This window comes from Candidatus Palauibacter irciniicola (assembly GCF_965208695.1).
GTDB lineage: Bacteria > Gemmatimonadota > Gemmatimonadetes > Palauibacterales > Palauibacteraceae > Palauibacter > Palauibacter irciniicola.
In genome coordinates this window covers 1,564,538-1,586,544 of record NZ_OZ242352.1, presented here as the reverse complement: position 1 = coordinate 1,586,544, position 22,007 = coordinate 1,564,538, and the positions used below count along the sequence as shown (strand labels likewise).

At 69.5% G+C, this 22,007-nt stretch carries 18 protein-coding genes; 10 read left to right on the top strand and 8 right to left on the bottom strand.

Features of this window, described 5'->3' with window-relative positions; translation table 11 throughout:
- Window positions 1-3: 3 nt before the first annotated feature.
- The gene (locus tag ACOGI9_RS06825; protein ID WP_419859110.1) at window positions 4-1,707 is read right to left on the bottom strand and encodes a redoxin domain-containing protein; all 1,704 of its coding nucleotides are present in this window, start codon (window positions 1,705-1,707) and stop codon (window positions 4-6) included.
- The gene (locus tag ACOGI9_RS06820; RefSeq protein WP_419859109.1) at window positions 1,704-2,249 is read right to left on the bottom strand and encodes a hypothetical protein; all 546 of its coding nucleotides are present in this window, start codon (window positions 2,247-2,249) and stop codon (window positions 1,704-1,706) included. The genes ACOGI9_RS06825 and ACOGI9_RS06820 overlap by 4 nt, the downstream gene beginning before the upstream one ends.
- A 142-nt stretch (window positions 2,250-2,391) precedes the next feature.
- Between ACOGI9_RS06820 and ACOGI9_RS06815 the strand changes: the two genes are divergently transcribed.
- Window positions 2,392-3,951: a RecQ family ATP-dependent DNA helicase gene (locus ACOGI9_RS06815; protein WP_419859108.1), complete on the top strand. Its 1,560-nt coding sequence runs from the start codon at window positions 2,392-2,394 to the stop codon at window positions 3,949-3,951.
- Window positions 3,952-3,953: 2 nt separating this feature from the next.
- On the opposite strand, the gene ACOGI9_RS06810 is transcribed toward ACOGI9_RS06815, so the two are convergent.
- A complete protein-coding gene (locus tag ACOGI9_RS06810; protein ID WP_419859107.1) occupies window positions 3,954-5,066 on the bottom strand; it encodes a carboxypeptidase regulatory-like domain-containing protein in 1,113 nt (370 codons plus the stop codon).
- Between the two features lie 166 nt (window positions 5,067-5,232).
- Here ACOGI9_RS06810 and ACOGI9_RS06805 point away from each other — a divergent pair, with 166 nt between their 5' ends.
- The 3 genes from ACOGI9_RS06805 (at window position 5,233) to ACOGI9_RS06795 (ending at window position 9,271) form a co-directional block, all read left to right on the top strand.
- Window positions 5,233-6,045 (top strand): hypothetical protein, encoded by an 813-nt coding sequence (locus ACOGI9_RS06805; protein ID WP_419859106.1) that lies wholly within the window; start codon window positions 5,233-5,235, stop codon window positions 6,043-6,045.
- Window positions 6,046-6,338: 293 nt separating this feature from the next.
- Window positions 6,339-8,351, top strand: a complete 2,013-nt coding sequence (locus ACOGI9_RS06800) for a pyrroloquinoline quinone-dependent dehydrogenase (RefSeq protein ID WP_419859105.1) — start codon at window positions 6,339-6,341, stop codon at window positions 8,349-8,351.
- Window positions 8,348-9,271, top strand: coding sequence for an SDR family oxidoreductase (locus ACOGI9_RS06795; RefSeq protein ID WP_419859104.1), 924 nt, complete (start codon window positions 8,348-8,350; stop codon window positions 9,269-9,271). Before ACOGI9_RS06800 ends, ACOGI9_RS06795 begins: the two co-directional genes overlap by 4 nt.
- Here the strand turns inward: ACOGI9_RS06795 and ACOGI9_RS06790 are convergent.
- Together ACOGI9_RS06790 and ACOGI9_RS06785 are read right to left on the bottom strand one after the other, a co-directional pair.
- Entirely contained in the window at window positions 9,259-10,431 is a 1,173-nt protein-coding gene (locus ACOGI9_RS06790) for a M20/M25/M40 family metallo-hydrolase (RefSeq protein ID WP_419859103.1), read from the bottom strand. The genes ACOGI9_RS06795 and ACOGI9_RS06790 overlap by 13 nt on opposite strands.
- Window positions 10,428-10,712, bottom strand: a complete 285-nt coding sequence (locus ACOGI9_RS06785; RefSeq protein WP_419859102.1) for a hypothetical protein — start codon at window positions 10,710-10,712, stop codon at window positions 10,428-10,430. The genes ACOGI9_RS06790 and ACOGI9_RS06785 overlap by 4 nt, the downstream gene beginning before the upstream one ends.
- Window positions 10,713-10,866: 154 nt before the next feature.
- On the opposite strand from ACOGI9_RS06785, the gene ACOGI9_RS06780 reads away from it, so the two are divergent.
- Complete coding sequence (locus ACOGI9_RS06780; protein ID WP_419859101.1) at window positions 10,867-11,289, top strand: OsmC family protein; 423 nt, start codon at window positions 10,867-10,869, stop codon at window positions 11,287-11,289.
- A gap of 22 nt (window positions 11,290-11,311) precedes the next feature.
- Here the strand turns inward: ACOGI9_RS06780 and ACOGI9_RS06775 are convergent, their stop codons facing one another.
- Window positions 11,312-12,133, bottom strand: a complete 822-nt coding sequence (locus tag ACOGI9_RS06775) for a carboxypeptidase-like regulatory domain-containing protein (protein WP_419859100.1) — start codon at window positions 12,131-12,133, stop codon at window positions 11,312-11,314.
- Window positions 12,134-12,200: 67 nt separating this feature from the next.
- On the bottom strand, window positions 12,201-12,635 hold the full coding sequence (locus tag ACOGI9_RS06770; protein WP_419859099.1) for a DUF6265 family protein: 435 nt from the start codon (window positions 12,633-12,635) through the stop codon (window positions 12,201-12,203).
- Window positions 12,636-12,762: 127 nt separating this feature from the next.
- On the opposite strand from ACOGI9_RS06770, the gene ACOGI9_RS06765 reads away from it, so the two are divergent.
- Window positions 12,763-13,122 (top strand): hypothetical protein, encoded by a 360-nt coding sequence (locus tag ACOGI9_RS06765; protein WP_419859098.1) that lies wholly within the window; start codon window positions 12,763-12,765, stop codon window positions 13,120-13,122.
- Here the strand turns inward: ACOGI9_RS06765 and ACOGI9_RS06760 are convergent.
- On the bottom strand, window positions 13,119-13,751 hold the full coding sequence (locus ACOGI9_RS06760) for a class I SAM-dependent methyltransferase (RefSeq protein WP_419859097.1): 633 nt from the start codon (window positions 13,749-13,751) through the stop codon (window positions 13,119-13,121). The two genes, ACOGI9_RS06765 and ACOGI9_RS06760, sit on opposite strands and share 4 nt — an antisense overlap.
- 167 nt (window positions 13,752-13,918) lie before the next feature.
- On the opposite strand from ACOGI9_RS06760, the gene ACOGI9_RS06755 reads away from it, so the two are divergent.
- From ACOGI9_RS06755 to ACOGI9_RS06740, 4 genes are all read left to right on the top strand, one after another.
- The gene (locus ACOGI9_RS06755; RefSeq protein ID WP_419859096.1) at window positions 13,919-16,231 is read left to right on the top strand and encodes a hypothetical protein; all 2,313 of its coding nucleotides are present in this window, start codon (window positions 13,919-13,921) and stop codon (window positions 16,229-16,231) included.
- 121 nt (window positions 16,232-16,352) lie between these two features.
- Window positions 16,353-17,123 (top strand): signal peptidase I, encoded by a 771-nt coding sequence (gene lepB / locus ACOGI9_RS06750; RefSeq protein WP_419859095.1) that lies wholly within the window; start codon window positions 16,353-16,355, stop codon window positions 17,121-17,123.
- A gap of 252 nt (window positions 17,124-17,375) precedes the next feature.
- Window positions 17,376-18,881 (top strand): efflux RND transporter periplasmic adaptor subunit, encoded by a 1,506-nt coding sequence (locus ACOGI9_RS06745; protein WP_419859094.1) that lies wholly within the window; start codon window positions 17,376-17,378, stop codon window positions 18,879-18,881.
- Window positions 18,878-21,973 carry an efflux RND transporter permease subunit gene (locus tag ACOGI9_RS06740; protein WP_419859251.1) on the top strand — a complete coding sequence of 1,032 codons (3,096 nt, stop codon included), beginning with the start codon at window positions 18,878-18,880 and terminating at the stop codon, window positions 21,971-21,973. The genes ACOGI9_RS06745 and ACOGI9_RS06740 overlap by 4 nt, the downstream gene beginning before the upstream one ends.
- The last annotated feature ends 34 nt before the right edge of the window (window positions 21,974-22,007 follow it).

The window sequence follows — 22,007 nt, the reverse complement described above, 5'->3', positions numbered from 1 at the left end:
CGGTCAGGGGCTTCCGGTTGCCTCTTCCCGCAGGGCCTCGACGCGCCACGAGAACTCTTCGTCGAGCTTCAGGGCGGTGCCGATCTTCACGAACCGGATGTAGCCCTTCCGGTCGACGAACCAGGTGGTCGGCCAGGCGCTCACGCCCGCGCGCGTCACGTAGTCGTCGTCCACGAGCACGGTGAAGTCGAAGTCGTTCTTCGCCAGGTACTCCTCGATCACGTCGTTCGTGCGGTCGTTGCTGATCGAGAGCACGGCGACCTCCGCGTCGTCGCGGTAGCGTTCGTCGAACTTCTGGTATTCCGGCATCTCGACGATGCACGGGCCGCACCACGTTCCCCAGAAGTGGAGCACGGCGATCTTCCCCTCGAGGTCGGCGGAATCGACCATCTCGCCGTCCAGCCGCGCGAGCGTGAACGGTTCGTACGTCCCCGCCGCCTCCACGCGCGACTCGAGGATGCGCTCGCGCCGCCGGATCCGGTCGCGCTCGTCGAGCGTCGCGAGGTACTCCTCGATCCCATCGCGGCTCCCGTTCCGGCTCTCATAGAGCGCTTCGAGCGCCGCCTCGTTCGGGTTCTCGCCGCGGGTGGCCCCGAATCCGGCGATGTAGGAGTCTTCCGCCCGATCCAGCCACTCAATGACCGCCTCCGCGTCCCCCGCGTCCTCCGCCTCCGCGGCCAACTGCTCGTACACCTGACCCGCGTGATGCCTCGCATCCTGGTTGCGATCATTGATCGCCAGCGCGCGCTCCAGCGTGTGGCGCCCGTCGTCCGTACGGCCGGCCTTGAAGTATGCCCACCCGATGACGTCGTAGATGCCGCCCAGGTAGTACCGAAGTGCCTGATCCCACTCGCCCTCCGTCTCGTACCGCTCTCGCGACTCGTTCAATCGCTCCAGCATGACGGGCATGCCCTCGCGTACGATGTCGACGGCTTCGAGCGGGTATGGCGTGTGATCGACCATCGCCAAGGGGGCCAGCCCGAACGTGAAGTGGGGATTGAGACGCTCGTACTTCGCAAGTCCCCGGATCGCCTCGGCCAACTCTTCACCCGGGACGGGGTCCATCGCCTCGAGAGCCGAATAGAGGTCGAGATAGACGCCACCCGTGAAGAGATCGTTATAGAGCGGGCGTTCCAGATACCGATAGGCCGCCTCCCGCGTCACTTCCAGCTGGGCGCGATACTCCGGCGAGTCTTCGCCGTATTCCTGGTAGATCTCGAACGATTCCCGACCGACTCTTCGCGTCTCGCCCACGTACACCGTCATCGCGTGATAGCTCGCCGGATCGCTCTCGACGATTCGGGCCTCGAGTTCGGCCGCGCGCTCTTCGTCTTCCATCTGCCGGTACATGGAGGCCATGGTCTGCAGCCCTTCCAGGGTCTCGGGACTCGCCTCCCGATATGCGGCCATGCTCGCTTCCACCGCCGCCTGCCGTTCCTCCGCGGGAAGGAGTTCCGACATCCACAGACCCCTCCAGTGCTGGCTCCGCACGTCCCCCGACCCCGGCGCGAGCTCGAGGGCCGTCTCCATGAGCGTCGTCCACTCGTCCATGCGGCGGGCGTTGTAGGCCTCGTTGGCCAGCCTCGTGTATCCGACGACGTGGTTCGGGAACCGCTCGACGAGCTCCGTCAGGGTCGCCCGAGCTGGTGTCCGCCCATGTCGGATCGCCAGCGTGTAGCGGGCCTGAGACTCGATCAAGGCCTTCATCCGCAGACCTCCGGCCAGGCGCGGGTCTCTTCGTCGAACGACTGGAGCAACTCGCGCGCCGCGTTGAAGTCGGCCTGCGCCAGCGCCCTCAGGTAGAGGAAGGCGAACTCCGGCTGCGGCGAAGCCTCCCATGCCTCCCGAACGGTTTCGACCGCGAGCTTCGCTTCACGGTCGAGGAGGTGCGCGTAGGCCTTCGCGTAGATGCCCCACGGGTTTTCCGGATCTTCGGCGAGAATCGCGTCGGCCTGCTCGCGGACCTCTTTCGACAGCCCCCAGCCCGCGAGCTGGTAGGCGTAGAGGCCTCGAAGTTCCGCGTCGTCCGGAGCGCGGGCGACCCACTCGTCTCCGAACAGCTTGCCGGCCTCGAAGGTGCGCAGCCGCGCATGGTCCCGGAGCTCGGCCTTCGCCGCCTGGAGTTCCTCGGCCGTGTAATCGCGCGGAGCGGCACCGTCCCCACACGCTCCAAGCAGCGCGCCTGCAAACACGACGAGCGGAAGAGAGAGTCCGACCTTCGGGCCGGATCGGCGGGAATGCGTCGACATCGCACACCTCCAGGGCAGGGGCAGGCTAGCAGCCCGTGGCAAACAACGGACCGCCAAGCTCTCAACCTGTAAGGACGTTGACATGACGAAAAGGGTTTTCCGCCGTTGAGGTCCCGTTGAGCCGGGGGCGGACATCCATGGTATGTTGCGAACGATGATCGAGCCGCGCGCCCCCCACCCGGAATCCGTCCTCCGCGACGTGTTCGGCTACGACGAATTCCGGCCGGGACAGGCGCACATCATCGATTCCGTCCTCGCGGGGCGGGATTGCATCGGCGTCATGCCCACCGGGGCGGGGAAATCGCTCACCTTCCAGATCCCGGCGCGTCTCATGCCGGGGACGGTCGTCGTCCTCTCCCCGCTCATCAGCCTCATGAAGGACCAGGTCGACGCCCTCCTCGACCTCGGGTTCCGGGCCACGGCGATCAACTCGTCGCTCGCGGCGGACGAGCGCCGGCGCCGGCTGCGGGGGTTCGAGCGCGGGGACTATGAACTCGTCTACCTGGCTCCGGAAGCGCTGGGGCCGCACATGCGGGCACGCCTCCGTTACGCGCCGCTTTCCCTGATCGTCGTCGACGAGGCGCACTGTATCTCGCAGTGGGGACACGACTTTCGTCCGTCCTACCGGGCGCTCCAGGGACTGAGGGACGAGATTATCGACGAAGGCGCGGGAGGAAACGGACTGCCGATCCTCGCGCTCACCGCGACCGCCACCCGGCGGGTCGCCGCCGACATCGTTCGACAGCTGGGAATGAGGAAACCCGAGGGATACAAGGGTTCCTTCTTTCGCTCGAACCTCCGCGTCGTCTGCCGCAAGAAAGGGGAGGGGAATACGCGGGCCGAGATTCTGGGGCTCATCCGGCGGCACCGGGGGGAGAGCGGGATCGTCTACTGTCTGTCGCGCAAGTCCGTGGAGCAGATGGCGGAGTTCCTGCGGCGCGAGGGCGTCGACGCGGTCCCGTACCACGCGGGACTCGACGACGACGCGCGGGCCGAGCATCAGGACGCGTTCGCCCGCGACGAGGTCGACGTCGTCGTGGCGACGATCGCTTTCGGGATGGGGATCGACAAGTCCAACGTGCGCTTCGTCATCCACCGGGACATGCCGTCGGACATCGAGTCGTGGTACCAGGAGATCGGACGCGCCGGACGGGACGGACTCCCGAGCGATTGCGTGCTCTTCTACTCGTGGGCGGACGTGAAGGTGCGCGAGCGGTTCCTCGCCGAGATCGACGATCCGGGGGTGAGCGAGGCGAAGCGCCGGGCGGCCGTCGACCTCTTCCGGCTCGCGGACCGCGACGCGTGCCGCCACCGCGGGCTGCTCGCCTACTTCGGGGAGGACTTCGATGGGTGCGGCGAATCGTGCGATGTGTGCACCGGACTCGGCGTGACGGATCTCGTGGACGTGCTCCCCGTGCTCAAGCGGAAGGCGCGCGCGGGGGGCTCCCGGCGGCGCCCCGCGGCGGCCGACGTCGACCGGTCTCCGTCGGACCCCACCTTCCAGCGCCTCCGCACCCTGCGGAAGCAACTGGCGGACGCGCGCGGCGTCCCCGCCTACATCGTGTTCAGCGACCAGGTGCTGTGGGATCTGATCGACCTGCGTCCCGGCTCGCCCGAGGAGATGCTGCGGGTCCCCGGCATCGGCCCCGCCAAGCTCCAGCAGTACGGCGACGTGTTCCTCGACGCGCTGCGCGAGGGCTGAACTCACGACCTCGTCCAGATCACGACGACGCCACAGCGGGATTCCATCCCGGCGAACTCGGCCGGCAACTCCGAAGGGCCCAGATAGACTTCGACACCCGCGATCTCGATCGGAAGGACGAAATCGTTGATGTTCGGTACGGCGCCGCCCCCGATCCGACCCCTGCGCACGATGAGGCTGCCGTCGAGGTAGATGTTCATCAGGCAGCCATCGTTCGAAGAGATGTCCGATATCCGGGTGTTGTACAGCTTGCAGTCGTTCTGCCGCACGCCGCAGTTCCGGAGTCGGATTCCCGGGATATCTGCGACCATCTGCGTGATCCGGAGGGGATTCCGGCGCTCGATGTCCTCGGCCGTGAAGAACGTGCCGCCGCTGACCAGTTCTCCCCAGTATTTTCTCTCGTAGAAGCCCCGGGTCTCCAGCCGGCGAGACCGAACAACGGTCGCGACCAGCGGCTCCAGCTCCACCGGTTCCGGGACGAGACCGATCTCGATTTCGGTCGTGTGGCCGCGGGCCACCGCGACCGGATGGCGGAAAGGCGCATAGCCAATGTGGCGCACGGCGATCTCGCGCCGACCGACGGGCACGCCGCTGAGGACGAAGCGGCCCCGCCGATTGCTCGACACTTCGCCGGTGCCGCCGAGGATGGACACGGCCGCCGCGGCCACGGGCTCATCCGTAGCGGCGTCGCGGACGAGCCCCACGAGCCGTCCGGTACCGGTCTCGGACAGGAGAAGCCGAAGTTCGACGTCGTGCGGCACCCCCGCTTCAAGGGCCACGACGGCTTCCTGGCTGGATGCGTCGCCGAACTCCGCCCAGAGCGTGGCCTCCCCCGCGTCCCGCGGAGCGCAGAGCAGCAAGTGTCCGTCCGTGCCTGCGGTTTCGCGCACGGGCCGCCGCACCGTGTCCGTCCAGCGCAGAACCACCGTGGCTTCGGGAATCGGAATGAAGCCGGACTCGTCCACGATCGAGATCCGGAGGGAGGCCCGGTCGTCGCAGTCGTCCAGCGACTGGCCCCCCACGCCGCCGGGGAGGACAACCGGTTGTAGCGCGACCAGAATGGCCAGCGCCCACGCTCGTCCGTGATACATGTCCGTCACTCCCGCGAGGTGCATCGCCCGTCCCGATGGCGGCGTGGTGAGGCTACGTTCCCGGATGCTGTCCGGAAGACGCCGGAATCACCAGCGGCGTCACATGGCTCCGATGCCCGACGCCGAGGTTCACATCACGAAACCGTCACACGCTGCGGCACCGAAGACGGCCCCGGAAGTCTTTTTCCACGTGGGAGCGGGCCGGGCGGCCTCGCGGTGGCTGCAGGAGCGCGTGTTTCCGCGTTTTCGGGGCGTGCGCTACGTGCCGCGCACCCGGTTTCGGCAGAGCGCGAAGGTGATGCGGCGGGGCGGAGATCTTCCCGTGCTCGTGTCCCGGCAACTCGGATACCGCGAGTTGACGCCCGCCGTGGAGTGGTTCGCGCGCGCGGCGCCGGCGGCCCGGCCGATTCTGGTCCTGCGCCGCCACGATGAGTGGCTCCGGTCGGTGTATCTCCGGGAGATCAAGGAACTGCGCTACGTCCCGTTCGAGGCCTTCATCGACCTCGAGCGCGACGAAGGCGTCCGGCCGCAGTCCTCGGCCCTCTTCCGCGAGCGCATCCGGGTGCTCGAGGACCACTTCGAACATCGGCCCCTCGTCCTCTTCTTCGACCGTCTCGTCGCGGATCCCCGGGGATTCGTTCGCACCATCGCCGACTACGTGGGCGCGGCGTACGAGGAGGCCCGGATCTCGTTCCGTCCGTCGAACCGTTCCTATCGCGACCGGCAGTACCGGTTCCTGCGCGAGGTGGGCCGGCGCTGGCCCGTGAAGCGGCGCGAAGAGCCCGCGTCCGCCGGCCTCCGGTGGCTCCGTGTGCGGTCTCGCCGGCTCGCCTGGCACGCGGGCGTGACGCTCGGAGGGGTCGCGCCGGAGCGGATCCTGAGTGCCGACCCGCTTCTCACCGAAGCGCAACTCGCGCGCGCCCGGGCCTTCTACGCAGCGGACTGGGAGGCCTGCGTGGACTATGCCCGCCGGCACAACCCGGGACTCCTCGCCGGCGAATGATCTAGCAGCCCGTGGCAAAAGCCCCGCTGCGTTCGAGCGGCGCTGCACCTCGCCTGAAACGCTGCGCTCTGCGTCGCTCCTCGGTCAAATAGCTCTGCTATTCTCCCTCGTCACTCCTTGTCAGGCGAGCGCTTCACGCTGACGCGGGGTTTTGCCACGGGCTGCTAACCCGGCACTGACCGAACGCCGCGGACGGCGGCGGACTCGCCGCATCCGGGCGTGCCCCCCAGATTCCCGCCCCTGAGATCCGTTTGCGACGACAGTTCATCTGCCGACGATATACCGGAGGACGCATGCCCCGACGACGGTTCCCGATGCCCCGCGTTGCCCCCGCCATGCCGGCCCTCGCGTGGTTGGCGTTTGGATTCGGGATTGCGTTCTCGGGCTGCGGCGGCGACGAAGCCGCCGGCGATGCCGGGGAAAGTTTGCAGCCGACGACGGCGTACGCGGGCGACGACTGGCCGGTGTACGGCGGCGACCCCGGCGGCCTCAAGTATTCCGCTCTCACCGACATCGACCGCTCCAACGTCGCGGAACTCGAGGCCGCCTGGGTCTGGGAGACGGGAGAAGAGCCGATTCCGGACGCGGCGAGCCCCATCCAGGGCGAACGCGTCGCGCCGGGCGCCTTCGAGGCGACGCCGATCGTCATCAACGACACGATGTGGCTCTCGACCCCCTACAGCCGGGTCGTCGCGCTGGACGCGGAGACGGGAGAGGAGTTCTGGAGCTACGATCCCAAGGCGTGGGAGTGGGGGAACCTCCACCGCGGCTGCCGCTTCTGCCACCGCGGCATCGCGCAGTGGAGCGACGGAAGCGAGCGCCGGATCTTCCTCAACTCGCGCTGGCGGCTGATCGCGCTCGACGCCGCCACCGGCGAGCCGATTCCCGATTTCGGCGATGGGGGCGAGGTCGACCTGACGGAGGGGCTCGCCTGGGACGCGAACCGGCTTCACATCTCCAACACCTCGCCCGCCGTCGTGTACGAGGACATCGTCATCGTGGGCAGCGGCGTCCCGGACAACCGGATCTATCGCAACAACCCGCCCGGCGACGTCCAGGCGTTCGACGCGCGCACCGGCGAACTGCGCTGGACCTTCCACACCATCCCCAAGGAAGGGGAGTACGGGGTCGAGACGTGGGAGGACGAGTCCTGGTCGTACACCGGATCGGCGAACGTATGGGCGCCGTTCTCGCTGGACCCCGAGCGCGGGCTCCTCTACCTGCCCGTCTCGACGCCGAACAACGACTTCTACGGCGGGCACCGGCGGGGGCAGAACCTGTTCGCGGAGTCGCTCGTGTGCCTGGATGCGCGGACGGGCGAGCGCGTGTGGCACTTCCAGACCGTTCACCACGGGCTGTGGGACTACGACCTGCCCGCGCCGCCCGGGCTAGTGACGATCGAGGTCGACGGGCGCCAGATCGACGCGGTCGTGGCGGTGGGGAAGACGGCCTTCACGTACGTGCTGGACCGCGAGACCGGCGAGCCCGTGTGGCCGGTCGAGGAGCGGGCCGTGCCCGAGAGCACGGTTCCCGGCGAGGTGCCGTGGCCGACCCAGCCGTTCCCGACGCGGCCCGCGCCGTTCTCCCGCCAGGGGATCACGGAAGACGACCTCATCGATTTCACGCCCGAACTGAGGGCGGAGGCGCTGGAGGTGTTCGGCCGCCACCGCACCGGGCCGATCTTCACGCCGCCCTCCGTCGAGGGGACGATCATGATGCCGGGGCTCATCGGCGGGGCGGGGTGGGGCGGCGCGGCGATCGATCCGGAGAGCGGCCAAATGTTCGTGAAGGCGTATGACGATCCCTTCCTCGCGCGCGTCGCCGCGGCGGAGCCGGGGGCCGGGGACGCGGACTACCTCCCGAACTTCGCGAGCACCCTCTCGGTGGCCGGCGGGCTTCCGATCCTCAAGCCGCCCTACGGCACGATCACGGCGATCGACCTCAACACGGGGGCCCACCTGTGGCAGCGCCCGTTCGGGGACGACTCCGCGATCCGGGAGCACCCGGCGCTCGCGGGCCTCGACCTGCCGCCCATGGGAGGCACGCCGCAGAGCCACGGCACGACGTCGGGGCCGCTGGCGACGGCGGGCGGGATTGTGTTCCTGGCGGGCGGCACTCCGTGGCTCGAGGCCATGGATGTCCGCGATGGAGCCACCCTCTGGCGAGGGGGCCTGGATGGAGGGTTGGGGCGCGGCAACCCGATGACGTATCGCACCCGGTCCGGACGCCAGTTCGTCGTCGTCGCGACCTCCGCCGACGGACAGGTCGACTCGAAGCTGCAGGCGTTCGCCCTCCCGGCCCGATGACGGAGGCGGTGGAAGGAGCGGCTCTCGACCTGAAAGGGCAGGTCGCCGTCGTCACCGGCGCCAACTCGGGCGTCGGGAAGTCCGCCGCCGAACTCCTCGCGCGCGCGGGCGCCGGCGTGACCCTGGTATGCCGCAGCCGCGAGCGGGGGGAGCCGGCGCTCGCCGACGTGCGGCAGGCGGGGGCCGCGACGGGCGCGGATGTCCGCCTCGAACTCGCCGACCTCTCGCTCCAGGCCGACGTCCGCACCCTCGCCGACCGCCTGGCCGCCCGCTTCCGCGCCATCGACATCCTCGTGAACAACGCCGGCGTCTGGCTCCACCGGCGCGAGATCACGTCCGAGGGCTTCGAGGTCACGTTCGCGACGAACCACCTCGGCCATTTCCTCCTCACCCATCGGCTGCTCGCACCGCTCGCGGCCGGGCGGGGCCGGATCGTCAACGTGAGTTCCGAAGCCCACCGCAACGGGGACCTGCGCCGCGCCGCCCTCGAGCCCATCGTCCGCGGCGACGCCTGGAAGGGCGGTTTCCAGGCCTACGGCGACACGAAGCTGGCCAACGCCCTCTTCACCTTCGAGTCGGTGCGGCGCTGGGGCGCCCGCGGGATCACCGCGAACGCCATGCACCCCGGCGTGCTCCGCACCCGGATCTGGCGGAAGAACCGGAGCGCGCTGGGCCTGCTCCTGCACGCGGCCAGGGGCCTGATGGCGAAGCCCGAGGTCGGCGGCCGCGCCGTGATGCGGCTCGTCGCGGACCCCGCCCGCGATGCGGTGACCGGGAGGTACTTCAAGGTGGAAGATGAGGTCGCCGCGACCGCACAGGCCTACGACGCAGATCTCGCCCGGGAGCTCTGGGACCGGAGCCTCGAATGGACGGGCGTCACGCGATCCGAGGGTGCCAACGGCCCCGGTCAGCCGCAGTAGTCGGCCGCGGCCCCGGCGAGGATCTCGGCCAGCCTCGCGCACGACGCGAGGTCCACCCACTCGACGTCGGCGTGCGCACCTTCGCCGTGCGGGCCGATCACGACGCTGTCGACGCCCGCGGCCTGCGTCAGGGCGGAGTCCATCCAGGGGGAGTCGCCGATGACCGCTGGCGCGCGGCCGAGCACGGTGCGGGCGGCGCGCGATACGCAGGCCGCGACGGGCGCCTCCGGCGTCGTCTCGAAGGGTTCGCGGTGGAAGAAGGTCGACCAGGCGACCTCGAGGGACGGGTCCTCGGTCCTCAGGTCGTCGAGTATGGCGGCGATCTCTTCCTCCACGGACTCCCGCGTCTCGGGCGGCACGGTGCGCCGCTCGACCTTGAGCGTGCAGCGCGGGGAGTAGGTGCTGATCCCGCTCCCGCCCTCGAGCAGCGCCGCGTGCATCGAGGGGGGGCCGAGAAGGGCGTGCCCCGGCCGGGACTGGAGTTCGTCAATGAACGCCTCCAGCCGGTGCAAGACGCGTCCCATGCGAAGATTCGCGTCGATACCGTCGCGGTAGCGGCTTCCGTGGGCGGCGCGCCCGCGGGTCGTGATCTCGATCCACGTGAACCCGCGGTGGGCGATGCACAGATCCAGCGATGTGGGTTCCGTGACGATCGCGGCGTCGAAGGCCAGTTCACCGCGCGCGCGCCGTTCGAGCAGGTCCGCGGTGCCCAGGCTCGCGTATTCTTCGTCCGCCACGGCGGCCACGAGGACGTCGCCGGCAAGGTGCGTTTCCGATTCGTGGAGGAGCCGGGCGGCCTCGATGCAGGCGGCCAGCGCCCCCTTCATGTCACAGGCCCCCCGTCCGTAGAGCCGCCCGTCCCGTATGCTCGGCGAAAACGGCGCCTCCATGCCCTCCACGCCGACCGTGTCGTAGTGGGCGTTCAGCATCAGGGCCGGCCCTCCCCCAACGCCCGCGAGGCGCCCGATGACGCTCGGCCGGCCCGCCTCGGGTTCGTACCGGGTCACTTCGAGGCCCGCCTCGCGCATGTGCCGGGTCGTGAGGCGCGCGATCTCCGTCTCGCCCGGCGCCCCCTCCACGAGGGTCGGATTCACGGAGTTCGTGGTGACGAGGTCCGCGAGGACGGTTGTGAGGCGGAGCGGATCCGCGGAGAAGGTCAAGGGCTCGGGAGGCGCTTGATCTCCCTTCGGCCCGCCGCCACGCCCGTACCGACCCCGATCCCGAACAGAACGGCCGTGAGGGGAGTGATGAGCGGCAGGGCCGCAGCGAGCAATCCGACCACGCCGCCTGCGATCCCGGCCACGAGCGGAACGCCGCGCCGGTGAACGCCGTCCACGAAGCGCAATCGTCTGTGTACGAACCTCTTCATCGTCACGTAGCCGCCGACCGAAGCGGCGCCGGCGATGGCGAGCCAGAGAAAATTCCCGATGAACTCAAACATGTCGCACCTCCCGAAGAGCCCGTACGCCCTCCATCCCGGGGCGGTTTCAGCGGTTCGGCAGCCCGTTTGCCACCGGCTGCCGGCCGCGTTGTACTATGTTGCCGGAGTCCAAACCCAGTATTTCTGCGACACTACACTTGCCACGGAGATCGAGATGGATACGGACGGAATCCAGGTCCGGTGGGACGGCGGCCTCAAGTTCAGCGCCGACCGGGCCGACCACGAGACGCGAATCGACGGGGACGAGGGGATCGCCCCCAGCCCGGTCGCCCTGATGGTGGAATCCGTCGCCGCCTGTGCCGCGATCGACGTGGTCGTCATCCTCGAGAAGGGGCGCCAGGAACTCACCGGGCTCTCGGTCCGGGCGAGGGCGCGCAGGGCGGAAGCGGCGCCGCGCTACGTGAAGGGTCTCCAGTTCGACTTCCACGTCTCCGGCAAGGTGGACGAAGCCAAGGCTCGGCGGGCCGTTATGCTCTCGTTCGAACGCTACTGCTCCGTCTACCATTCGCTCCGGAAGGATATGGAACTCGAATGGACGCTGACCCTCAACGGCGAGCCTGCGGGCGGGCGGGACTGACGCGGGGTTTTTTCACGCCCTGCTATTCGAAGGGGGGAAGTTCCCCGGCCCAGTCCAGGAAGCCCGCGCCGTCCGGCGTCCAGACCACGATCGCGCCGCAGGTCGAACCCGTGCGCATGAACTCCATCGGCGTCTCGACGTCCCGCCTGTAGACCTCGACCGCGCCCAGAACCTCCTTCTCGAGATCGTCGAACTGCATCCCCGCCTGGTACATCCCGTCCAGGTAGAGCGCCGGCGGACATCCGAGCCGGGCACCCTCTCCAAGGAAGACCTCCGCTCTCCCGTATTCGATCCGGCCCACGGCGACGTTCGGCAGGCCGCGCAGGAGGTCGCTGGGCAGGCGCGGGTTACGATTGATGATGTCCCGCGGCGTGAAGAAGGTCCCGAACCCCTTTTCCATGCGTTCCAGGAAGCCCTCCACGTGCCGCGCGCGGCGGGTCTGCCGTACTTCCACCGTGAGATCCGCGATGCGAATGACGGTACTCGAAAGGGTCAACGTGACGCGCGTCGTCTGGTCCGGCTCGAGCTCGATGATCGTATAGCCGGCCTCATACCCGATGTACCGCACTTCGACCGAATCCCTGCCGGCCCAGGTCCGCGGGACCCGGAAGTTGCCTTCGGCATCGGTGATCGCCCCGTACCCGGAACCCAGGAGGATCACCCGGGCCCCTTCGAGCGGGAGTCCCGTCGACGCGCTGACCACTTGCCCGATCAGCTCCGCCGTCTCCCGTTCCGTCTCCTCCTGCGCCGCGGCCGAACTCGGCGAACCCGCCAGCACGCCCGCCGCGACGAGGGTCAGCGCCGCCAGGCGGGCGCCTCCATGTCTCGACTCCAATACACTCATGCGACTCCCCCGGTCGAGTCCGGCTCTCTCCCCGATGAACGCTTTCCGTCGCCCGAAAGATACGGCCTCATCGCCTTGTCATCGACAGCACCACGGGATCGCCGCCCGCGCTGCCATGTATCGTTACGATCAGCTCGCTGCCTGTCGGGCTCTCGTACGTGAACCACCAGGGAGCGTTCGGCGGCGGCGTCTCCGCCGTGCTCCGGAAGGTGGCCTTCCGGCCTTCGAAGGCGGCGAGACGATATTCGAGCCGCGTCTCCTCCCATGGCACCCAGCCTCGCCCGACATGCTTGAACCGGTAGTAGATCTCGCCATCGTCATCCTGCTCCAGCAGCAGAAGTTCGTACATGACCGCGAGACCGTCCCGGACGAGGCGGAAGGAGCCGGACATCGAGCGTCCCGCGGGGCTGAACCACGCCTCCTCGATCTGCCCTCCGAAGGCGTCTCCGCCCCAGTGGCCGGCGATCCATGCCAGCTCCTCGAGATCGATGGCCTGGCCCATCGCCCCCGCGGCGCCGAACGGGTGGACGACGGCGGTGAGCGCGACGGCAACCGCTGCCGCGCTCCGGCGAAAGGCGCGCGCCGGGGACGTTTGAGAAACCGCGGATCTCGCCCCATCTTCGCACGCCATGAGAGCCGCCCTGAAGCTCCTGGTTTCCGTCATCGTCTGCCTCCTCGCCGGCCTCGCAGGGCTGGCGCTCGTGTTCAGAGATCTGCCTGTGGGTCCCGGTCCCGGGCTCATCGCGCTCGGGGGTCTCCTGTACTTTCTGGCGGGCTTCGGCCTCGCGCGGTGGCACCGGGGCGCGCGTCCCCTCCTCTGGGGGCTGGCGCCGGGCTGGAGCCTCGCCCTGCTGGGCGTCATCGGCGTCTGGGTGACGGTGACCGATCCTCCTTCCGGCCACTGGGGCCTCGCGCTTCTCTTCCTGCTCGGCCCGGCCGTCGCGGGCTCGGCGGGCGCCGTCCTCGCCACGAGGACGCTGAAAGGCTAGCCGTCCGTGGTCCGCGGTCTGGCCACGCCAAGGTAGACGGAACCCAGCGCCCGGGGCACCCCGGGCATCGTGAAGCGGTCGAGGTCGACGATCCGGAATCCGCCGTCCTCGATCTCGACGTCGATCTTCCGGTTTATGTTGCAGCCGCAGGCGACCAGGTTCTGGACCGGGTTCAGGGTGTCCTGGATGCGCGAAACCCAGCCCTTGTCGTTCCGCCCGTGCTCGAGGAAGAGGAACTCGCCGGAGGGCTTCAGCGCGCGCCTCAGTTCGACGAGGGCGTCCCGGAGCCGTTCGATCGAACACAGCGTCCAGGTGCTCGTCACCGTGTCGAAATGCCCATCCGGAAAGGGGAGTCGGTCGGCGGCGTCGTGGATCACGCGCTCGACGGGGAAGGGGGCACGGGCGACGCGGGCGCGCACGCGTCGCTCGAGCACGGCCGCGGGGTCGATGCCCGTGACGCGGCGAACCGACATCGGGTAGCATTCGAGATTCAGGCCGGTGCCGAAGCCGACTTCGAGCACGTTCCCCTGCGCACGGGAGAGAACCCGGCGCCGATACCTGCGATGCACGTCGCCCTTGAGTCCGCTCTCCATGAGACGCGGAAAGATGTGTTCGGAGTACAGACCCACGCGCTTTTCTCCCCGGTGACGCGGGCGAAGGTTGAAACGTCTACCCAAACATAGACGTAACGGCACCTGTCGGGATGTATCGGCCGCCCGGGCCGGTTGCGTCTCGCGACCGGCCGCGAGCCCCGCGCCTCGACGCCGCGAAGTCGGCCCTGGATTGGAGAGCGCTCTTGAACCGAATGTCTGCTGCCGGGTGCGCCGTTGCACTGGCGGTGTGCATGGGGGCGGCCGCGGGCGTCGCATCCGACGCGCGCGCCCTGCAGGAACCGTCCGTTTCCGTCTCGCGGCCGATTCCGGTCGACGCCTACGCCGATGAAGGGATCGCGGGGCTGATCGAGCGAGCGCTGGCGCAGCGCAAAGCCCGGGCCGCAGGGCTGACGAGCTTCGAGGCGACCTTCCGCGAGCGCATCTACGCCGGGCTGGGCGGCGCGGCCCTGCGCCGGGAGCGGGCGATGTTTCACCAGGAGCGCGCCGCGCGCCTGCGCTGGGCGGCGGAGGGCGAACACATCGTCCGCTGGCTGGGAGTTCGCCGCGGGGTGCCGATCGTCGGCCTGGGCGTCGAGTTCGAGGACGATCTGCGCGACGACGACGCGTTCGAACTCGACTTCGACATGATCGACCCGGCGAGCGAGCACGTGACGGTCGGTTCGGAGTGGGCCCTCCATCCCCTCGCCGATACCGCGGCCTATCACTACCGCTACCGCTCCGGAGACACGCTTCGGATCCGCTTCCCCGGGGACAACCGCACGGTGACGCTGATCGAGGCCATCGTCGAGCCGCGGGAGGCCCGCTTCGACCGCATTGCCGGCTCGCTGTGGTTCGACGCGGACGAAGGAGTCCTCACGCGCGCCGCCTACCGTCCCGCGATCGAGTACGACTTCGACCGCGAAGAACCGGAAGACGCGGAAGACGTTCCCGGGTTCGTGAAGCCGATCCGCGCCAGGGTCGAATTCATCACGATCGACTACGGACTCCAGGAACTCCGCTGGTGGCTCCCGAATCGCATGGCCTTCGACGCGGTCGCCACGATGGCGAATCTGGCGAGCATGCCGGTGCGCTACGAATGGACCTTCGAGGACTATGCCGTGGATCGGGAACCGTCGCTCGATCCGGGCGAGGATCTGCCGCCGGGCTGGACGCGTTGGGTCGAGGGCGACGAGGAGTTCCTCGCGCCCGAAGGTCAGGTGCTCGACGTCACCGTGACGGAAGGGCGAACCCGGCGTCGGGCGGAGCGTGAGGCCGGGCGGACGCGCGATGACCCTCTCACCGCGGAGCCGGACTCCCTGCTCGAAGCTGTGCGGCCGGTCGTGATCATCGTCCCGCCCGTCGCGGAACTCCCCTCGTCCCGGGAGCTTCCGGAACCGCTCTTCTCCGCCACCGTCGACGCCTTCGCGGCGGCGGAACTCGACGATCTGAAGGACCGCCTGTCATCGCTGCACATCCCCGCCGCCGGGGGGCTGGGCCCCCGCCTGGATCTCGCTCCGGGTCTGCGCAGGCTGCGCTACAACCGGGTCGAAGGGCTCTCGCTCAGCGCCCGCTTCGCCGTACCGACGGGGGTCACGTCGGAGTTCTCGGTCACGCCGCGCGTCGGCATCCCGGAGTGGGAGCCGGGCCTGGAGGTCGGGTGGCGCCGCCAGACGGCGACAGGCGGCTTCGGGGTCACGGCGTACCGGCGCCTCACGGACCTCGGGGACTGGGGCCGTCCGCTCTCCTTCGGCAACTCCTTCAACAGCCTCGTCATGGGGTACGACGAAGGCCTCTACTTCCGGGAGACCGGCTTCGAGATGTCGGCGAGCCACCAGGGGAAGCGGACCCGCGTGGAAGGCGCGCTCTTCGCGGAGCGCCACCGGAACGCACCGAAACAGAGCGATGCCTCGCTCCCGAACCTGTTCGGCGATGCGGTCTTTCCGGACAACATCTTCGCCGCGCGCGGCGACATCGCCGGCATCTCGGGTCGCCTGCGCGCGTTCTCCTCGGTGGATCCGGGCACCCCGGTCCTCAGCGGCTCCATCTGGGGAGAAGCCGCGGCGGGCGACTTCGACCTCTACGGGCGTGCCGCGGTCTCGGCGGCCCTTCAACTCCCCGTGAGCCAGTGGTCCGTGGCGCTGGAGGGCGGGGCGGGCAGAGTGTTCGGGGAGCCGCCGCCACAGCGGCGCTTCCACCTCGGCGGGTCGTACACGCTGCGCGCGTTCGACCCGGTGTCGACCGGAGGCGGGAGCTTCTGGTTCGGCCGGTTCGAACTCGGGCGCGGTTTCCGGATCGGCGATCCGGCGTACGATGTCGGGGGAAGCCCGGTGCGGATCACGGGGTTCTGGGACACGGGATGGGCGGGGCCGGTGGATGCCTTCGGCACGGAGGGCTGGCGGTCGAGCGTGGGGGTCGGCCTGTCGCTCATGGACGGGCTGTTTCGCATCGACATCGCCCGCGCCGTCCGCGGCGGCAACCTCTGGCGGCTCCACGTATACTCCGACGGCCTCATGTAACGATGCCGAGCGTCGGGTGTTTGCGTGGCGCGTGAGATGGCCGCAGAGTAGCGTCCGCCGCAACCGACGATGACACCCGGCGCCCGGCGCGCCGGCGATCCCCGCAAAGAGCACGCCGAACATGGCACGAAGCCGCAGAGCGAAGGGCCGTACCGGAGAGGCGGACGACGCCGCGGAAACGCGGGAACGTCCCCCGTCTCCGGCGGCGTTCAGCGCGGAGTGGTTCCGCGACTGGGCGCGCACGCTGCTCGTCGCCTTCCTCATCTTCATCTTCTTCCGGACGTTCCTGCTGGCGACGTTCGTCATCACGTCGGGGTCGATGGAGGGGACGCTCCTGGTCGGCGATTTCCTGCTGGTGAACAAGACATCGCTCGGTGCGCCGATCCCGTTTACGAATGCCCGCGTGCCGGGATACGCCGAGCCGGAGTACGGGGACATCATCGTGTTCAGGGCGGACCATTCTCCGGGGCTGGACATCGTCAAGCGCACCGTGGGTCTGCCCGGAGACACGCTCCGCATGGAGGGAGGCGTCTTCTACCGGAACGGCGTCGCCCCCGACGAACCCTACGTCCGCCGGAATCCGCGAGTGCTGGATGAACGGGATCCCCGGATGCAGTGGCAACTGGCGCACCTGATTCCGGATCCGGAACGGGGCGAGTACGAACCCACGCGACAGAACTGGGGACCGCTCGTGGTGCCGCCGGAACGCTACTTCATGCTGGGGGACAACCGGGACGAGAGCCTCGATTCGCGCTACTGGGGGTTCGTCGAGCGCGGGAAGATGCGGGGCAGGCCCTTCTTCATCTACTTCTCGTACGACCGGGACGCGCTGAGACCCGTGAAGTTCCTCACGGCGATGCGGCCGGGACGGATCGGACCCGCCCCGGACTAACGGGAACCGAGGGCCCGGCGGGAACCGGGCGTATCCCGTCCCGCCGTCAGAGCTTCTTGAGCAGCTTCCGAATGACGATCACGGCGACGGCGATGGCGATCTTTCTCATCAGGTCTCCCTCTTCCGCGCATGGCGTAGGCTTCAAGCTACAGTACGGGTAGCTCCCGGGTCGAGGTTTCGGGCGCTCTGGCACCCGGCCGGGAGTCGGGCAACGTTGAACGGACCGGACAGGTTCGCATTTCAGGAGGTGTCATGCGCGTGACCCGGGCGCTCGCCTTCGTGGCGGTGCTCTCTTGTGTAGGGTGCGATTCGCCCCCCGCCGACCAGGCGGCGGCAGCCACGCATTCCCATGCCGGCGGCGGCGTGGTGACGCACTGGACCGAGTCGCTCGAACTCTTCGTCGAGTACCCGCCGCACGTCCGGGACGTCCGGAGCGAACCGTGGGCCATCTACCTCACCTGGCTGGAGGACTGGAAGCCGGTGCGAGAGGGACGGCTCGTGCTCCTGCTCCGGGGACCGGGCGGCGCCCGCGAAGAGATCGTGCTCCAGGCCCCGGCGACCCCGGGGGTCTACGCTGCGAGCCCGACCCTCACGGAGACCGGGACGTGGCGGGCGGACCTGACCCTCACGGCCCGCGGTGCGGACCACGCGATCCCGGTGGGACAACTGGAGGTGTTCACGAGCGAAGAGGCGCTCCCGCACGACGAGGAGCAGCCGCTTCCCGGGCTGATCGCGCTACCGAAGGAAGAGCAGTGGGCGATGCCGTTCGAGGTGGCGGTCGCCGAGACGCGCCGGATCCCGAATTCGATCCCGGTGACCGGAGAGGTCACGGCCCCGGCGGGCGGCCTCGCGCACGTCTCGACGCCGGTGGAAGGCCTCCTGCTCGTCCAGGGGCCGTCGCCCGCCCCCGGCGAGCGCGTGCGGGAGGGGGAGACGTTGGCGCTCATCGCCCCGACGAGCCTCGACGATTCGTACGCCCGCATGCGGGCCGACGTCGTGGAGGCCGAGCGCGAGGCGGACCGGGCGGAGCGTCTGTTCGCTGCCGGCGCCATCGCCGAGCGCCGCCTGGAGGAGGCGCGCCACAACCTCGAGGTGGCCCGGGCGGCGTTCGAAGCCGTGGGAGGCATTCGCTCCGCCGACGAGGACGGCGGTTCCGACCCGCACGTCTACCGGCTTCGGAGTCCGATCGGGGGCGTGATCGCGGATCGCCACGTGGCGCCCGGCGAGCACGTCGCCGTCGGGACGCACGCGTTCACGGTAGTGCGTCCCGACACCCTCTGGTTCGTCGCGCGGGTCCCGGCCCGCCATGCCGAGGCGGCCGGCGAAGTCCGCGGAGCATGGTTCACCGTCGAAGGCGCCACCCGGGCGCATGCCGCCGACCGCGTGGTGTCCGTGGGCAGCATCATCGATGCGGGGAGCCGGGCGCTGCCGATCCGGTTTGCGGTGGCGAACCCGGACGGCGTGCTCAAGGTGGGGATGCTGGCCGAAGGACATGTGCTCCTTGGCGAGCCCGTGGAAGGGGTGGCCGTCCCGACGCCGGCCATCCTGGACGAGGACGGGCTCTCCGTCGTCTACGTGAAGGTCGGCGGCGAAGCGTTTCAGCGGCGGGTGGTGGAGACCGGCCCCTCGGACGGTTCGTGGACCATCGTTCACTCCGGGGTCGCGAGCGGGGAGCAGGTGGTCGCCGTCGGTGCCTATCAGGTGAGACTGGCCTCGCTCGGCGACGTGGAGATCTCGGACCACGGACATCCGCACTGAGCACCAGACTGCTGGACCGGCTCGTCCATGCCTCGCTGGAGAACCGCTTCCTCGCCGTGGCCGCCGGGGCCCTCCTCCTGGCGGGCGGGGGCTGGGTGGGCGCCACGCTGCCCGTCGACGTCTTTCCCGACCTCACCGCCCCCACGGTGACGGTGCTCAGCGACGCCCACGGGCTGGCCCCGGAAGAGGTCGAGAGCCTCGTCACTTTCCCGATCGAAACGGCGGTGAACGGTGCCGCCGGCGTGCGCCGGGTCCGGTCGAGTTCGGCGCAGGGGATCAGCATCGTCTGGGTGGATTTCGACTGGGGGACGGACATCCTCCGCGCCCGGCAGATCGTGAACGAGCGGCTTCAACTCGCCACGGCCCAACTGCCGGAGGACGTGAGCGCCCCCGTCCTCGCGCCCGTGAGTTCGATCATGGGCGAGATCCTGCTCGTCGGCATGAGCGCGCCCGCTCCGCAACTCATGGAGGCACGGACCGCCGCGGACTGGACCGTGCGGCGCAGACTGCTCGCCGTACCCGGCGTCTCGCAGGTGGTGTCGATCGGCGGACAGGTCCGCCAGTACCAGATCCTGATCCGGCCCGAGCGCCTGCTCGCGTACGGCGTCGGGCTCGACGAGGTACTGGAGGCGGCGGCCGGATCGAACCGGAACGCGTCCGGAGGCGTCTATCGTTCGGGCGGTCGCGAGATCCTGATCCGCGGCATCGGTCGCGCGCGCGACCTGGAGGAGATCGGTCTCACCGTCGTCGCTTTGAAGGAGGGGGTACCCGTCCTCATCGAGGACCTGGCGGAAGTCCGGATCGGTCCGCGCGTCCGGCTCGGCACCGCTTCCGTGAACGCGGAGCCCGCCGTCGTGCTCTCGATCCAGAAGCAGCCCGGCGCGAACACGCTGGAGCTGACGGAGCGGATCGACGCCGAACTGAGCGAGATCGAAGCGGAACTCCCCGCGGGCGTGGCGTTCGAGAGGTCCGTGTTCCGGCAGGCCGATTTCATATCACTTGCCGTAGAGAACGTGATCGAAGCCCTGCGCGACGGCGCGCTGCTCGTCGTCGCGGTGCTCCTGCTCTTCCTGTGGAACCTGAGGACGACGGCGATCTCCGTGCTTGCGATCCCGCTCTCGCTGGCGCTCGCGGTCATCGTGCTGCGGCTCCTCGGGGGGACGATCAACACGATGACGCTGGGCGGCATGGCCATCGCCATCGGAGCGCTGGTCGATGACGCGATCATCGTCGTCGAGAACGTGTACCGCCGTCTGCGCGAAGACCGCCGCCGTCCGCCGGAGCGCCGACGGCGAACGCTGGCCCTCGTCCGGGACGCGGCGCGGGAGATCCGGAACCCGATCCTCAGCGCCACGCTCATCATCTCCATCGTCTTCGTCCCGCTCTTCTTCCTCTCGGGCGTAGAGGGGCGCATGCTCCGACCGCTGGGGCTGGCGTACATCGTGAGCATTCTCTCGTCGCTGCTCGTCGCGGTGACGGTGACGCCGGCGCTCTGCCACATGCTGCTGCCGGGGGACCGGGCGATCGGCCGTCCGCGCGATCCCTGGCTGATGCGCGGGATCGAACGGGCGTACGGGCGCGTGCTCGATGGGGCGCTTCGCCGTTCCGGGGCGGTGCTTGCCGGTGCGACGCTCCTGCTGGCCGGCACCCTGGCGCTCGTGCCGCTGCTGGGGCGCGGCTTCCTGCCCGAGTTCCAGGAGGGAACGCTCACCATCTCCGTCGTGAGCCTGCCCGGAACCTCACTAATGGAGTCCGACGCGATCGGCGCCCGCGTGGAGCGCCAACTCCTGGCGCACCCTGCCGTCGTCTCCACCTCGCGGCGGACCGGCCGGGCCGAGCTCGACGAGCACGCGCAGGGCGCCAACGCCTCCGAAGTCGACGCGCGGCTGGACCTCTCGGAGTATGACCTGGAGGAAGTCATGGCCACCCTCCGGGACGGCCTGGCGGGACTCCCCGGCACCAACGTCACGATCGGACAGCCGATCGGACACCGGATCGACCACATGCTTTCCGGCACGCGGGCCGCCATCGCGGCCAATCTGTTCGGCCCCGACCTCCGGCAACTGCGCGACATTGCCGCCGAGATCGAGACCGTCGCGGGGACGGTGGAGGGGCTCGTGGACGTCTCCGTCGAGCGGCAGGCGGACATCCCCCAGCTTCAGATCCGCGCCGACCGCCGCGCCATGGCCCGCCACGGCGTCACGCCGGCGCAGATGGCCGCGGCCGTCGACGTCGCGTTCCAGGGAGAGGAGGTATCGCTCATCCGGGAGGGCGATCGCGCGTTCGATCTCGTGGTGCGCTACGCGGACGAACACCGCACGGACCCCGAAGCGATCGGCCGGACGCTGATGACGACCCCGGCGGGCGCCACGGTGCCGCTGTCGCAACTGGCTTCGATCGTGCCGTCGCTGGGCCCCAACACGATCAGCCGGGAGAACGTGCAGCGGAAAATCGTCGTGAGCGCGAACGTCGCGGGGCGCGACGTCGGCGGGGCGGCGGAGGAGCTTCAGGCGCGGGTCGCCGCCGAGGTCGAACTGCCGCCGGGCTACTACGTCCAGTACGGGGGCCAGTTCGAGAGCGGGCGGGAGGCGACGCGGCGCATCACGCTGCTCTCGCTGTTCTCGATCGCCGCGATCTTCCTCATCATGTTCCGGACGTTCGGGAGCGCCCGGATCGCCGCTCTTCTCATGGTGAACCTGCCTCTGGCACTGGCGGGAGGCGTGCTCGCGGTGCTGCTCATCGGCGGCACCGTGAACATCGCGACGCTGGTCGGGCTCATCACGCTGTTCGGCATCGCCGTGCGAAACGGGATCCTTCTCGTGAGCCGCTACCAGGATCTGCGTGCGGCTGGCGCCGGGCTGGGGCCGAGCATCCGGCGCGGCTCCATGGAACGTCTCAGTCCCATCCTCATGACGGCGCTCACGGCGGGCCTCGCGCTCGTTCCGCTCGCCCTGGGCCTCGGCGAACCCGGCAAGGAGATCCAGGCCCCGCTCGCCGTCGTCGTACTCGGGGGTCTGCTGACCTCCACCACGCTCAACATGGTCGTCGTCCCGGCCCTCTTCCTCCGCTTCGCCGGCGACCGGAACGGGTGACGGCGGGGACCCTTGGGCCGTCAGTAGAGTAGTG

Bases quoted from the DNA above. Each gene is read 5' to 3' on its own strand.
- ACOGI9_RS06745 (WP_419859094.1), top strand. From the start codon at position 17,376: ATGCGCGTGACCCGGGCGCTCGCCTTCGTGGCGGTGCTCTCTTGTGTA.
- ACOGI9_RS06765 (WP_419859098.1), top strand. From the start codon at position 12,763: ATGAGAGCCGCCCTGAAGCTCCTGGTTTCCGTCATCGTCTGCCTCCTC.
- ACOGI9_RS06770 (WP_419859099.1), bottom strand. From the start codon at position 12,635: ATGGGCCAGGCCATCGATCTCGAGGAGCTGGCATGGATCGCCGGCCAC.
- lepB (WP_419859095.1), top strand. From the start codon at position 16,353: ATGGCACGAAGCCGCAGAGCGAAGGGCCGTACCGGAGAGGCGGACGAC.
- ACOGI9_RS06825 (WP_419859110.1), bottom strand. From the start codon at position 1,707: ATGAAGGCCTTGATCGAGTCTCAGGCCCGCTACACGCTGGCGATCCGA.
- ACOGI9_RS06800 (WP_419859105.1), top strand. From the start codon at position 6,339: ATGCCCCGACGACGGTTCCCGATGCCCCGCGTTGCCCCCGCCATGCCG.
- ACOGI9_RS06780 (WP_419859101.1), top strand. From the start codon at position 10,867: ATGGATACGGACGGAATCCAGGTCCGGTGGGACGGCGGCCTCAAGTTC.
- ACOGI9_RS06795 (WP_419859104.1), top strand. From the start codon at position 8,348: ATGACGGAGGCGGTGGAAGGAGCGGCTCTCGACCTGAAAGGGCAGGTC.
- ACOGI9_RS06810 (WP_419859107.1), bottom strand. From the start codon at position 5,066: ATGCACCTCGCGGGAGTGACGGACATGTATCACGGACGAGCGTGGGCG.
- ACOGI9_RS06785 (WP_419859102.1), bottom strand. From the start codon at position 10,712: ATGTTTGAGTTCATCGGGAATTTTCTCTGGCTCGCCATCGCCGGCGCC.
- ACOGI9_RS06820 (WP_419859109.1), bottom strand. From the start codon at position 2,249: ATGTCGACGCATTCCCGCCGATCCGGCCCGAAGGTCGGACTCTCTCTT.
- ACOGI9_RS06775 (WP_419859100.1), bottom strand. From the start codon at position 12,133: ATGAGTGTATTGGAGTCGAGACATGGAGGCGCCCGCCTGGCGGCGCTG.
- ACOGI9_RS06815 (WP_419859108.1), top strand. From the start codon at position 2,392: ATGTTGCGAACGATGATCGAGCCGCGCGCCCCCCACCCGGAATCCGTC.